Origin of the sequence: Staphylococcus croceilyticus (assembly GCF_002902575.1) — a bacterium.
Taxonomy (GTDB): Bacteria; Bacillota; Bacilli; order Staphylococcales; family Staphylococcaceae; genus Staphylococcus; species Staphylococcus croceilyticus.
In genome coordinates this window covers 16850-28717 of the sequence record NZ_PPRD01000039.1, presented here as the reverse complement: position 1 = coordinate 28717, position 11868 = coordinate 16850, and the positions used below count along the sequence as shown (strand labels likewise).

Sequence of the window (11868 nt, the reverse complement as noted above, 5' to 3'; positions counted from 1 at the left end):
TGGTGTGGTAGCTAATAATTATAGAGGTAATTGCGCTATTTTTGTATTCAAAACATAAAAATTGGACTGATGATTTTTAGTCATCAGTTCGATTTATTATAGAGCCTAAAAAAATTAAAGACGCTTAATCATAAAGTTATATGATTAAGCGTCTTTTCGTATAAATTATTTTAGTTCGTGTTGTACTTGTGATGATGTAGGCAAAGTGTTGATGATGTCTAAACGAGATTTTGTTTTTTTAATATTCACACCTAAAGATGATAATAATTTGACTACATTTTGTATCTTATCCGATTTACTCATTGGTAATCACCTCGTTTTTTGACTTTCAAGGTTATACTACCCCAATTAAATTAGATTTACCACACAATTTAAAAAATAATTTTTAATTTTTTATTAAAAACTTCGTAAATTAATTTAATACTTTAAATCCATCATCATAAATTTCTTTTTCGATACTATTTAAATTTGTAGGCGTTTCGTATTCAATTACTACAGATTTGTGTTCTGCACTTACTTCAACTTCTTTAACACCAATCATTTGAGATAAGCGATGTTGTAATTGAGTAGCTTGTTCACTTGTTTCTAATCCTTCAATGTTTATAGTACTTTTAGCCATTTTTTATTCTCCTAGTCTTTCATTAACTTTTGAAAAGTCACTAATAATTCTTCCATTGCTTCTTCTTGCGCACCATTGTTTACTTTATCCATGATACAACTTTTCATATGATAATCTAACAATTTCGTCGCAACACTATTAAGTGCTGATCTTGTAGCTCTTATTTGAGTTAACACATCATCACAATACACATCGTCTTCAATCATACGATTGATTGCTCTCACTTGCCCTTCGATGCGATTGAGCCTTGATTTTAAATTCAATTTCATCTGTTCAGAATGGTGTGCATGCATTTCACTCGACAAGGTAGTTCACCCTTTCTTTTATTCTATAATATCGTATAGTTTAATGATACTTTTCGTCAAATGCATTAACTTTTATAGCTTAAAATTGATTGTGTCATTTTGAATTCTGCATGATACAATACTTATTAAGAAAAGTAATAAAAAACTTATACTTTTTGCAAGAATGATAACTTTAAAGGGAGGCACAAAATGTTAGAACTTTTTTCAATGGCTTTTGCCCATTCAACTTTGATTATTAACATTATCTTAATTTCTGCCTTTCTTTTAAACTTAATTTTCGCGTTCGTTATTATCTTTATGGAACGTCGCAGTGCTGGTTCTATTTGGGCATGGCTTCTAGTTTTAGTATTTCTGCCTATTATCGGCTTCATATTATACTTATTGTTAGGCCGTCAAATTCAAAAAGATCAAATTTTCAAATTGAATAAAGAAGATCGTAAAGGACTAGCAATGATTGTGGACGAACAAATCGACGCTTTAGAGAGCGAAGATTTTTCAAAAGGCAATCATCAAATCGTTAAGTTTAAAGAAATGGTCCGCATGCTGTTATTTAATAATGCAGCCTTTTTAACGACAGATAATCGTATTAAAATTTTTACTGATGGCCATGATAAATTTGAGGCATTAATTGAAGATATCAAAAATGCACAAGACTATATACATATTCAGTACTACATTTTCAAAAGTGATGGTTTAGGCCGTCGTATACTCTCTGTGCTTGAAGAAAAACTTGATGAAGGCTTAGAAGTTAAAATGTTATACGACGATATGGGATCTAGAACATTACGTAAAAAAGATATCAAACATTTTAGAGAGAAAGGCGCACACGTAGAATCGTTCTTTCCTTCTAAACTGCCGCTAATCAATTTACGAATGAACAACCGTAACCACAGAAAAATCGTGATTATTGACGGTAAAATTGGTTACGTTGGCGGATTTAATGTAGGCGATGAATATCTTGGAAAAGATAAGAAATTTGGGTATTGGAGAGATACGCATTTACGTCTTGAAGGTGACTCAGTCAACGCGCTTCAATTACGCTTTATTCTAGATTGGAATTCTCAATCAAGTCGTGACTTTATTGAATATGATGACCGTTATTTCCCTGATGTTGATTCAGGTGGCTCTATTGGGGTTCAAATTGCTTCAAGTGGACCTGATGAAGATTGGGAACAAATTAAATATGGTTATTTAAAAATGATTTCATCTGCAAGAGAATCAATTTATATTCAATCTCCTTACTTCATTCCTGACCAAGCATTCCTTGATGCAATTAAGATTGCAGCATTAGGTGGCGTAGAAGTCAATTTGATGATTCCTAGTATGCCCGACCATCCATTTGTGTATTGGGCTACATTAAAGAATGCAGCTTCTTTATTAAATGCAGGCGTTAAGATTTATCAATATGATAATGGTTTCTTACATTCTAAGACACTGATTATTGATGATGAAATTGCTACAGTAGGAACTGCAAACATGGATAATCGTAGTTTCGTTTTAAATTTTGAAGTAAATGCTTTTGTTTACGATGATGAAGTAGCACGTCAATTAAAAGATGCGTTTATCCAAGACATGAAAGTTTCCTATCGTTTGACTAAAGAGCTTTACGCTAAACGAAGTACTTGGATTAAATTTAAAGAAGGTATTTCTCAATTACTTTCTCCAATTCTTTAATTTTTATATCAGAGAGGCTTAGGTATCCTAGCCTCTTATTTTATTTTTTGAAAAGGAGTTTATTATGGATTACCATCAAATAGTTACTTTAACACGAGAATATATGCAAAACTTTCATAAGGATGATTATTCAGGTCATGACATTGCCCATGTGGAAAGAGTAACACTACTTGCTCAACGTATCAGAGTACAAGAACAACAAGGCGACGAATTAACTATTACATTAGCCGCTCTACTACATGACGTGATAGATGATAAGTTAACTAATAAAGAAGAAGCAGTTCGACTATTGTTAGAATTTTTGACAACACTAGAAATAGATGAGGCTACTCAAAATCATATTCTACATATTATTCAAAACTTAAGTTACCGCAATGGTAAAAATAATAACGTTGAATTATCAATCGAAGGTCAAATTGTGCGAGACGCCGATCGCTTAGATGCTATTGGTGCGATAGGTATTGCTAGAACCTTTCAATTTGCTGGTCATTTCGCTGAGCCGATGTGGACAGAATCACCAAACGACAACGTGCCATCAACACAGACAATTCCTTCACTACCTCCATCAGCGATTCGCCATTTTTATGACAAATTATTAAAGTTAAAAGATTTAATGCATACTTCTACCGGAAAAGAACTTGCGCAACAACGCCACGATTTTATGGAACAATTTTTAAATCAGTTTTATACTGAATGGCATATTTCAAATGAATAGTATCTAAAAAAGAGGTTGAACAATAAAAATTGTTCAACCTCTTTATATTAAATGCTAGTATCTTTATTTTTTCTTTTTGTTGTTTTTAGAAACAACTTGGGTGTTTTTGCCTTTTTTTGAGTCATTTTTATTTTCAAATTTCTCAATCATTGGCGCAACTTCTCTTTTTGCAACCTTTTCATAATGCATGTTTGCAAAGAATGTTTGGACAATTAAGAACGCCGCACTGACTGACCAGTATAAGCCTAATGCTGATGCTGAACTTAATGAAATCCAAATGATCATAATTGGTGAAATAATCATCATCATATATGTCATTTGACGTTGTTCTTGAGGCATTTGTTTACTTGAAACCCAAGCCTGGATAAAGTAAAGTACGCCGGCAATGATAGTAATCCAAATATCAGGATGTACTAAGTTAAACCATAAGAAGTGTGGATGTTCAGCAATACCGCCTCCAATACGATATCTTAATACAAAGTATAATCCCATTACGACTGGCATTTGAATAAGTACAGGTAAACAACCTAAAGCACTCTTCATAGGATTGATATCATATTTTTTATAAACTTCCATCATTTCTTGGTTAGCTGCCATTTTTTCTTCCTGAGTACGCGCACGTTTAACTTTTTCTTGTACGCCATCTACTTCAGGTTTAGCAACTTTCATTTTTTCACGCATCATATGACTATTTTTGTAGTTTGAAAGCATGAAAGGTAATAAGATAATACGAATAATTAATACTAACACGATGATGGCAATACCATAATCATCATTAAATACTGAATGGCCTAACCAATGTAATACTCTAGACATTGGTTCTACGAATGTGTTATAAAAAAATCCATCTCTATTACTAGATTTAGAATAATCACATCCAGCTAAAAAGACCATTACCCCTAATAACAAAGGTAGTAACGCTTTCTTCTTCATTTTTACACCTCTATTGATATATTCACATAGGGCTTATTTTATCATAATCAGAGTGTACTAGAAAACAAAAAAAGAAAAAAACTAACATTTATTTGAAATAACTCTGAAATTTAGTAACAGTCTTGTCAATATTGTGACTACGAGCAATCGCCGAAATAACAGAAATGCCATCCGCCCCTGCTTCTGCGATTTGACCTACATTATCTTCAGTAATACCGCCTATAGCCACCATAGGTAACGTTGGATTTATCTCTTTTAATGTTTGGATCATCTCTGGACCTACAGGCTCACTTGCATCTGCTTTAGAAGGTGTAGCATACATAGGACCTACGCCGATATAATCTACATGAGTTAAATCTGAATGTTTGTATTCTTCCACATTTCCTACGCTTAAACCAATAATTTTTTCATTAAAACGTTGAGCGAAAGTAGCAACTTGAGCATCATCTTGACCTACATGTATGCCATCAGCATCAATTTGTTCTGCTAAATCAACATCATCATTAACTAGAAATGCGACGTTGTAATCACGACATAGTGATTGTAATTGCTGTGCTAATTTCACTTTCTCTTCGCCTACTAAAGTCTTTGGTCCCTTTTCACGAAATTGAAATAAAGTAATTCCCGCTTCAAGTGCCTCTTTTAAAATAGTTTGAATGTCATTACCTTCTGGGACGTCTTGTGTTCCACATATAAAGTACACATTTAAATCACTAGCTTTAAACATCTATTGCACCTCTAAACGTTTAACATGTTGTTCATAAGTTGAATATTCTAATTGGTACATTTCATCTAATAAATGAGATAAGAATGTGCCTGGTCCTTTAACTTGTTCATCCTTTTCAGCAATTTCTGCAGCAATATTATAGAAACTTACTGCTTCTTCAAGAACTTGCAATGATGGGTGTGTTTCTCTGAATAAGAAACTTGCTACTAAACCACCTAATAAGCATCCTGCTCCTGTAATCTTCGCTAAAAGCGGCGAACCATTTGATAACTGAACCACTTTGTTATTTTGAACAATGACATCTTCTTTACCTGTTAATACAATAGCTGTATTGAGCTTCTGATATGCTTTTTTAGCGATTGTAACAGCATCTAGATTAGCATCACCATCTGTGCCTTTCATCGTTGTATTCGGATCAACTAATGTTAAGATTTCTGACGCATTACCTTTAATTACTGACACTTTAACTTCAGATAAGAATTTTTGACAAAATTGTTTACGATAGGTTGAAGCTCCAACCGCTACCGGATCGAATACAATTGGCGCACCTTGTTGGTTTGCGATTTTACCAATTTTTAAAATATCTTCTTCATTTGCTTTAGTTAATGTACCAATATTGATTAATAAAGCACCTGCCACTTTATAAAACTCTTCTGCCTCTTCAGGTGCTTCACTCATTGCTGGGCTTGCTCCAATACTTAATAAACCATTTGCAGTGAAGTTTTTAACGACATCATTGGTATAACAAACAACTAATGGATTTTCATTTCTTAATTTCTCTAAATTATTCATCGTCTAATCCTACTTTCTTCATATATGCAAAGTGGTTAACTGGCCCACGACCTTGGCCAATTTCCGGTGTATATTCGATACTTAATGAAATAAATTCCTTAGCTTTTTTAACCGCTTCATAAATCGATTTCCCTTTAGCAAGTTCTGCTGTTATTACCGCTGAAAATGTACAACCAGTACCATGCGTGTGTGGTGTATCAAAGCGTTTATTTTCAAATGTATAAACGTCGTCTTTAGTAAACAAGAAGTCTTTAGCGTTATTTAAATCAGCTGAATGTCCCCCTTTAATAACAACGCCTTTACTACCGATTTCATTAATAAAGATGTGTCCTGCTTTACGAATACTTTCTTCGTTATCAATTTTTAGACCAGTAATTTCTTCTGCTTCAGGTATATTAGGCGTTACAACATCAGCTAACGGTAATAACGTGCTTTGTAAATGTTTTTTAGTCGCGTCATCCATTAAAGAGTCACCACTTTTAGCTAACATAACAGGATCAATAACGTATGGAATATCAGAATGTTTTTTTAAATATTCTTGTACGAGTTCCATTGTCTCGTGCGTAGCAATCATACCTGTTTTAATAGCTTGTGGTAATTCATCATCAAATACGCTATCAAGTTGTTCTTTAACCCAACTCGTTTCTAAATTATGAATGTGTTGAACACCTTTAGTGTTTTGAGCCACAATGCTAGTAATTGCAGCCATGCCATAAACACCACAAGCGTGAAATGATTTTAAATCTGCCATTACACCAGCACCACCTGATGGGTCGGTACCTGCGATTGTTAAAGCAATTTTTGGTTTATTCATGTTCTTTTCCTCCAAAATCCCATTGTTCATTTATGTAAGCCATATTAAAGAAATTACGTTCATGGATAGTACTTTGTAAGAAGCTTTCTTTAATCTCATGTTTCTCTTGATCAGTACAATTTTCAGTTAGTTCATCTAACATACGATCAAATACTTCAATTAAAGGACGCATTTCAGTACTATAAAAATCGAACCATCTAGCAGTAATGACGTCTCTATTTAAATTTTGATCTTCTAATGCCATTTTTGCTATCACTTCATAAACATATGGACATGGCGCCATTGCTGCGATAGTATATGCCGCATTTTCATGAGCATAAGCGTGATAATACATATGTTTAATGTAATGATCTCCACTTGGAGGCCATACTTTTTCGCGAACGATTTCTTCGTACGGTTCATTAATATAATCTGCTAAAATCTCATGCGCTTCTACTTCTCCGTCTAACATAAATTCAATTTGTTCTACTAAAAATTTCACATCAGTCATAGTAGGCGCTTTAGGAATTAATAGTGCATATAAATTAGTAAATTCTTTTAGATATGAAGCATCTGCACGTAAATATTGACGCACAGCTTGTTTAGATAATTGACCTTTTAATAAATCTTGAATAAATCCATCTTTATAAATTTGTTCAATAATAGGTTGTGCTGCTTCCTTTAACTCAGTTGAAAAGCTCATTTATAATTCCTCCTTAAAATAAAAAAACTACATTTCAACGTATCAACGCAGAAATGTAGTCATCCTTAATAAAAGGTATGTAAAATTACATAACTACTTTCCTACGTTGGTACTAACCAAATCAGGTTATAAGGGTCTGAACAATCATCTCAGCCATAGTTTATGGCTCCCCTAGTAGCTTTATATTATTAATTTTACATTATCAAACAGTATATTATTTTTCAATTAAAAAAACTGAGATGTCTCACTAATCGAAACATTTCAGTAAATATTAATTTATGCAGTTACCCATTGTGATGGGCCGGCAGTGTTGTAAAGTTTTACAGCTGCAGCATCTTGAACGTTTTCAGGTGCTTGCGCTGGTGATACACCTTTATATTGAGCAGGTGCTACTGAATCCCATGTAGATTGTAAGAATTGATATTTACCAGCTGCGCCAGAGCTTGGGTTAATAGCGTGAATATCGCCACCTGATTCACGTTGAGCAATTTGTTGTAAATGACCATTTACTTGTACTGAAGAGCCACTTGAAGCTGTGTTGTTGCTTGTTGAAGCTTGTTGTGGTTGTTGAGTTTGCTCAGTTTGTGGTGCTTGTTGAGTTTGAGCTGGTTGTTGTTGACTAGATTGTTGTTGTGAAGCTACTGTTTCAGCTGAATTTTGGTTATTAGAAGCTGAAGCTTGTTCACTAACATCTTGTTGTTGAGTTTGAGTTGCTTGTGATGATTGAGCTACTGGTGTAGATTGACCAGTTGTTAAACCTGATTGTACATAGTTCCAGCTCCAATAAGTACCATCTGATTCAAAGTGGTAAGTGAAGCCATTATAATCAAATGTTACGTTATAAGCGCCTTCTTGGATAGGGCTATTATTTAATGATTGATCATTTGATTGAGCTAATTGTGCTAATTCAGCTTTATTGATTTGAGTTTCACTTGCATCTGCATGACCTGCGTTACCTGCTGCTACGCCTAAGCCTACTGCTAATGTTGAAGCAATAATAGTCTTTTTCATAGTTTAAAAGTCCTCCTGTATAATTTTTTTCCTGATCAAATTAATTACAAGTAATACTCTAACATCTGAAAAGGGGTCGCAGGTTACAGCCAAATAAAAAAGAAAGCCACTTTTTTACATGGAAATTACAAGAAAATTTGGAGAGTATAAAGTGAAAATGTGCATTTAGAACCTTCATGGCAGTTTTGAAAAGTTTACGTTAGCTTTTTATGTATGTAATACTCCTGAAATTTTTCAGCCATTTATCCCGAAAATTAAGAACCTCCCCCTACTAATTTAAATTAATAAAGAGAGATTCTGAGTATAATTGAAAGATGTTATATATAAAATAGAGAAGATTGGAGTTAAAGTTTAGAGAGTTGATTTAATTTTAATTAATATTAATAGTGTCTAGATTATCTAGGGGATAAGTGTCTTCCATAAATGAGCTATTTGAGAGAATTTCGTTATTTTTTGATTGTGGGGACATAAATTTGATTGTTTCTACATATAATTCTGTTACAAAATGCGTTTGTCCCTCTTTTTCATACTTGCGTGAACGCATTTGTCCTGTTATACCTACCAATGAACCTTGACTAGTATATTTTTCGATATTCGTTGCTGTTTTGCCAAAAGCTTTACAAAAAATATAATCACAAGCGATTTCATTATTATCGTCTTTATAATTGCGTTCAGTAGCAACACTAAAGGTAGCTATCTTCACCTCCTCTTTTTCATAAATTTGCGCATCTTTAGTCATACGACCAACGATAACTATCTTATTTAGCATGTGTCACCTCCTTCAAAAACTATCTTAATAACATTTTAGATGTACGTCAAAACGCCATTTTTGATAAATATTTACTATTTATAATCAAAATTTGTTATATTTAAAGAAAATAGTTAAAATTTGAATGCTCAATTAAATATTTTCTAATTAATTGTACATTTTTAAAATTTTTAGGATGTGATTAGGTGAAGACTTTTAAAGCGGTGCGTTTTCAAATTGTAAATGAAAATGGTGGAATTACAGAATTTGAATTAGAAGACGGCGTTATTATTAATAAAGAAAATAGTGGAACTGGTTGGTTATTAGAAGTCGTTATTTCTAATGCTCATTATGAGACTATGAAGAAATATTACGATGATCAAACGTTATTAGATATTCGAGTCGTGATAACTAGACCTTCAAATGATCCTGCTTTATTCGATGCTACGATTAAAAGCATAACAACTTTTGATACAACCATGTCTATAGTATTTGAATGTCATATTTATACGTTACGCCAAGTGTATGCTGAAAGCTTACTAGAACAATTAGTTGATGAAGGATTATCAGGTGAAGAGTTGAAAGTAACCTTTAATCGCATGATGCAATCTAAACCTAAATTAAAAGAAGAAAAATTTGAACGAGAATAATAAAAGCACTCTATGATAGAAATAACTATCATGAGTGCTTTTTAAGATTATAAAATAATTATGCGTCTTGAATTGCGAAAGTAAGTTCACAACTACAAGCAAGTTGACCATCAACCGTCGCTTTAGCTGTACCTTTTCCGATTGGACCTTTAATTTTAGTGATTTCAACTTCTAACAATAAAGTGTCACCAGGTGTCACTTGTTTTTTAAAGCGACATTTATCAATACCTGCGAATAAAGCGATTTTCCCTTTATTCTCCTCACTATTTAGCATAGCTACTGCACCAGTTTGTGCTAGTGCTTCAGTAATCAATACACCAGGCATTACAGCATAATCTGGAAAATGTCCTTGGAAAAATGGTTCATTCCCTGAAACTTGTTTTAAACCTACACAACGTTTACCTTCTTCATATTCAACCACTCGGTCAATTAATAAAAATGGTTGTCTGTGTGGGATAATTTGTTTAATTTGATTGTAATCAAAAATAGTTTCCATTTAAAACTACCTCCAGCAATAATTTATCTTTTGATGTTAAATATTAGTCGTTGATACGTTCAATATCCGCGCCAAGTGATTTTAATTTTTCATGGAAATTAACATAGCCACGATCTAAATGTTTTAATTCTGTCACTTGAGTTGTACCATCAGCTACTAAGCCTGCTAAAATTAATGCAGCTGCTGCTCTTAAGTCAGTTGCTTTAACTTGCGCACCTTGTAATTGGCTCTTACCAGCAATTTTAGCACTTCTGCCTTCAACAGTAATATTAGCATTCATTCTTTTAAATTCTGCCACGTGCATGAATCTATTCTCAAATACAGTTTCAGTAACCACTTTATGACCTTCAGCTGTTAATAATAAAGCCATCATTTGAGATTGCATATCTGTTGGGAAACCAGGATGAGGTAATGTTTTAACATCTACTGGTTTTAATTCACCCTCAGCAGTTACACGTACACCATCTTCTTGGAAATCAAGATTGACACCCATTTCTTCTAATTTATAAATTAGGCTTGTCATGTGTTCTTTAACTGCATCACGTACAAAGACATCCCCTCTTGTAATCGCTGCAGCAATAATTAATGTACCTGCTTCGATTCTATCTGGGATGATTGAGTGTTCTACACCTTTAAGCTTTTCAACACCATGAATAGTGATAGTGTCTGTACCTGCGCCAGTAATTTTACCACCCATTTCATTGATGTAGTTAGCTAAATCCACAATCTCTGGTTCTTTTGCTACATTTTCAATGACAGTTTTACCTTTAGCTAATGAAGCCGCCATGATAATGTTTTGAGTAGCACCTACACTTGGGAAGTCTAAATGAATGTCTGCACCTTTTAATCCATCTTTAGTACTAGCATAGATATTTCCATTTTCAAGATGGATTTCAGCACCTAATGCTTCAAATCCTTTGATGTGTTGTTCAATAGGACGAGCACCGATTGCACAACCACCAGGTAGCGCTACAATAGCATGACCTAGACGAGCTAATAAAGGTCCCATCACTAAGACACTAGCTCTCATTTTACTTACATATTCATAAGGTGCTTCCTCTTTCAATGTAGCTGAGGCATCTACTGTCACTGCACCTTCTTCTTTATTGTAATCAACTTTAGCATTTAACGTTGATAAGACATTGTTAATTGTAACGACATCGCTTAAATCTGGCACGTTAACTAATTTACTTTGTCCTTCAGAAGCTAATAATGAAGCAGTAAGTACAGGTAATACTGCATTTTTTGCTCCTTCTACTTGAACTTCTCCAGTTAGGCGATTGCCTCCATTTATTACTATTTTATCCATTTTAATCCTCCACTTTAAACTCCAACTATTTTCATCATTTCCCTATTTCATATTGTTTTATTTATTAATTATATCTACTTTTCAAATTAATTAACAGTTATTGATTTATTGGAATAAATATTTTACTTGTGTTGAATATTGTAATAAATCAATTAAAAAGTTGCTAACTGCAGTTCCTAATAAAATCGCCATAAATATTAGGCAAACTTGAACTTGAGTAGCATAACCTTTTTTAAATAGGTTATCTAATCTAAGAGAGTTTAATGCCCAATAAGCAATACAAATACAAATGACATGTAATATTAAATGTATAACTGCAAATTGACCTATATAGTCCATATCTAACTCTCCTTAAAGATTACTGTATTATATTGTACATTAAATAAGTATAGA

General features: G+C 33.2%; 16 protein-coding genes and 1 riboswitch. Of the genes, 3 read left to right on the top strand and 13 right to left on the bottom strand.

All coding sequences use genetic code 11. The features are described from left to right. Positions 1-165: 165 nt before the first annotated feature. The 3 genes from CD128_RS06360 to csoR all read right to left on the bottom strand — a co-directional run bounded on the left by CD128_RS06360 (position 166) and on the right by csoR (position 912). Positions 166-303, bottom strand: a complete 138-nt coding sequence (locus CD128_RS06360) for an Lmo0850 family protein (protein WP_103329191.1) — start codon at positions 301-303, stop codon at positions 166-168. Between the two features lie 109 nt (positions 304-412). Further along, positions 413-619, bottom strand: a complete 207-nt coding sequence (gene csoZ / locus CD128_RS06355; protein WP_103329190.1) for a putative copper chaperone CsoZ — start codon at positions 617-619, stop codon at positions 413-415. Positions 620-630: 11 nt separating this feature from the next. Then, on the bottom strand, positions 631-912 hold the full coding sequence (gene csoR, locus CD128_RS06350; protein WP_380493284.1) for a copper-sensing transcriptional repressor CsoR: 282 nt from the start codon (positions 910-912) through the stop codon (positions 631-633). Positions 913-1113: 201 nt separating this feature from the next. On the opposite strand from csoR, the gene cls reads away from it, so the two are divergent. Both cls and CD128_RS06340 read left to right on the top strand, forming a co-directional pair. Continuing rightward, entirely contained in the window at positions 1114-2598 is a 1485-nt protein-coding gene (gene cls / locus CD128_RS06345; RefSeq protein WP_103329188.1) for a cardiolipin synthase, read from the top strand. 64 nt (positions 2599-2662) lie between these two features. After that, positions 2663-3313: an HD domain-containing protein gene (locus CD128_RS06340; protein ID WP_103329187.1), complete on the top strand. Its 651-nt coding sequence runs from the start codon at positions 2663-2665 to the stop codon at positions 3311-3313. Between the two features lie 63 nt (positions 3314-3376). Here the strand turns inward: CD128_RS06340 and yidC are convergent, their stop codons facing one another. The 7 genes from yidC to CD128_RS06305 form a co-directional block, all read right to left on the bottom strand. Then, entirely contained in the window at positions 3377-4246 is an 870-nt protein-coding gene (gene yidC, locus CD128_RS06335) for a membrane protein insertase YidC (RefSeq protein WP_103329186.1), read from the bottom strand. An 88-nt stretch (positions 4247-4334) separates the two neighbouring features. Continuing rightward, positions 4335-4973 carry a thiamine phosphate synthase gene (thiE, locus tag CD128_RS06330; RefSeq protein WP_103329185.1) on the bottom strand — a complete coding sequence of 213 codons (639 nt, stop codon included), beginning with the start codon at positions 4971-4973 and terminating at the stop codon, positions 4335-4337. Next, positions 4974-5765, bottom strand: coding sequence for a hydroxyethylthiazole kinase (thiM, locus tag CD128_RS06325; RefSeq protein WP_103329184.1), 792 nt, complete (start codon positions 5763-5765; stop codon positions 4974-4976). It lies immediately after the preceding gene. Continuing rightward, on the bottom strand, positions 5758-6579 hold the full coding sequence (gene thiD, locus CD128_RS06320) for a bifunctional hydroxymethylpyrimidine kinase/phosphomethylpyrimidine kinase (protein WP_103329183.1): 822 nt from the start codon (positions 6577-6579) through the stop codon (positions 5758-5760). The genes thiM and thiD overlap by 8 nt, the downstream gene beginning before the upstream one ends. Continuing rightward, positions 6572-7261 carry a thiaminase II gene (gene tenA / locus CD128_RS06315; RefSeq protein ID WP_103298007.1) on the bottom strand — a complete coding sequence of 230 codons (690 nt, stop codon included), beginning with the start codon at positions 7259-7261 and terminating at the stop codon, positions 6572-6574. The genes thiD and tenA overlap by 8 nt, the downstream gene beginning before the upstream one ends. 81 nt (positions 7262-7342) lie before the next feature. Continuing rightward, positions 7343-7444: riboswitch (TPP riboswitch) on the bottom strand. Between the two features lie 93 nt (positions 7445-7537). After that, positions 7538-8272: a transglycosylase family protein gene (locus CD128_RS06310; RefSeq protein WP_103329182.1), complete on the bottom strand. Its 735-nt coding sequence runs from the start codon at positions 8270-8272 to the stop codon at positions 7538-7540. Positions 8273-8642: 370 nt separating this feature from the next. Beyond that, a complete protein-coding gene (locus tag CD128_RS06305; protein WP_103329181.1) occupies positions 8643-9041 on the bottom strand; it encodes a single-stranded DNA-binding protein in 399 nt (132 codons plus the stop codon). Positions 9042-9226: 185 nt separating this feature from the next. Between CD128_RS06305 and CD128_RS06300 the strand changes: the two genes are divergently transcribed. After that, entirely contained in the window at positions 9227-9670 is a 444-nt protein-coding gene (locus CD128_RS06300) for a YwpF-like family protein (protein ID WP_103329180.1), read from the top strand. 58 nt (positions 9671-9728) lie between these two features. Here the strand turns inward: CD128_RS06300 and fabZ are convergent, their stop codons facing one another. From fabZ to CD128_RS06285, 3 genes are all read right to left on the bottom strand, one after another. Beyond that, positions 9729-10166 (bottom strand): 3-hydroxyacyl-ACP dehydratase FabZ, encoded by a 438-nt coding sequence (gene fabZ / locus CD128_RS06295; RefSeq protein ID WP_103298003.1) that lies wholly within the window; start codon positions 10164-10166, stop codon positions 9729-9731. A 43-nt stretch (positions 10167-10209) separates the two neighbouring features. Further along, positions 10210-11475 (bottom strand): UDP-N-acetylglucosamine 1-carboxyvinyltransferase, encoded by a 1266-nt coding sequence (murA, locus tag CD128_RS06290; RefSeq protein ID WP_103329179.1) that lies wholly within the window; start codon positions 11473-11475, stop codon positions 10210-10212. 105 nt (positions 11476-11580) lie between these two features. Then, positions 11581-11814 carry a DUF1146 family protein gene (locus CD128_RS06285; RefSeq protein WP_103329178.1) on the bottom strand — a complete coding sequence of 78 codons (234 nt, stop codon included), beginning with the start codon at positions 11812-11814 and terminating at the stop codon, positions 11581-11583. Between the last annotated feature and the right edge of the window lie 54 nt (positions 11815-11868).

Excerpts from the sequence above, each read along its gene's own strand:
- CD128_RS06360 (WP_103329191.1), bottom strand. The coding sequence starts at position 303 with ATGAGTAAATCGGATAAGATACAAAATGTAGTCAAATTATTATCATCT.
- csoZ (WP_103329190.1), bottom strand. The coding sequence starts at position 619 with ATGGCTAAAAGTACTATAAACATTGAAGGATTAGAAACAAGTGAACAA.
- csoR (WP_380493284.1), bottom strand. The coding sequence starts at position 912 with ATGCATGCACACCATTCTGAACAGATGAAATTGAATTTAAAATCAAGG.
- cls (WP_103329188.1), top strand. The coding sequence starts at position 1,114 with ATGTTAGAACTTTTTTCAATGGCTTTTGCCCATTCAACTTTGATTATT.
- CD128_RS06340 (WP_103329187.1), top strand. The coding sequence starts at position 2,663 with ATGGATTACCATCAAATAGTTACTTTAACACGAGAATATATGCAAAAC.
- yidC (WP_103329186.1), bottom strand. The coding sequence starts at position 4,246 with ATGAAGAAGAAAGCGTTACTACCTTTGTTATTAGGGGTAATGGTCTTT.
- thiE (WP_103329185.1), bottom strand. The coding sequence starts at position 4,973 with ATGTTTAAAGCTAGTGATTTAAATGTGTACTTTATATGTGGAACACAA.
- thiM (WP_103329184.1), bottom strand. The coding sequence starts at position 5,765 with ATGAATAATTTAGAGAAATTAAGAAATGAAAATCCATTAGTTGTTTGT.
- thiD (WP_103329183.1), bottom strand. The coding sequence starts at position 6,579 with ATGAATAAACCAAAAATTGCTTTAACAATCGCAGGTACCGACCCATCA.
- tenA (WP_103298007.1), bottom strand. The coding sequence starts at position 7,261 with ATGAGCTTTTCAACTGAGTTAAAGGAAGCAGCACAACCTATTATTGAA.
- CD128_RS06310 (WP_103329182.1), bottom strand. The coding sequence starts at position 8,272 with ATGAAAAAGACTATTATTGCTTCAACATTAGCAGTAGGCTTAGGCGTA.
- CD128_RS06305 (WP_103329181.1), bottom strand. The coding sequence starts at position 9,041 with ATGCTAAATAAGATAGTTATCGTTGGTCGTATGACTAAAGATGCGCAA.
- fabZ (WP_103298003.1), bottom strand. The coding sequence starts at position 10,166 with ATGGAAACTATTTTTGATTACAATCAAATTAAACAAATTATCCCACAC.
- murA (WP_103329179.1), bottom strand. The coding sequence starts at position 11,475 with ATGGATAAAATAGTAATAAATGGAGGCAATCGCCTAACTGGAGAAGTT.
- CD128_RS06285 (WP_103329178.1), bottom strand. The coding sequence starts at position 11,814 with ATGGACTATATAGGTCAATTTGCAGTTATACATTTAATATTACATGTC.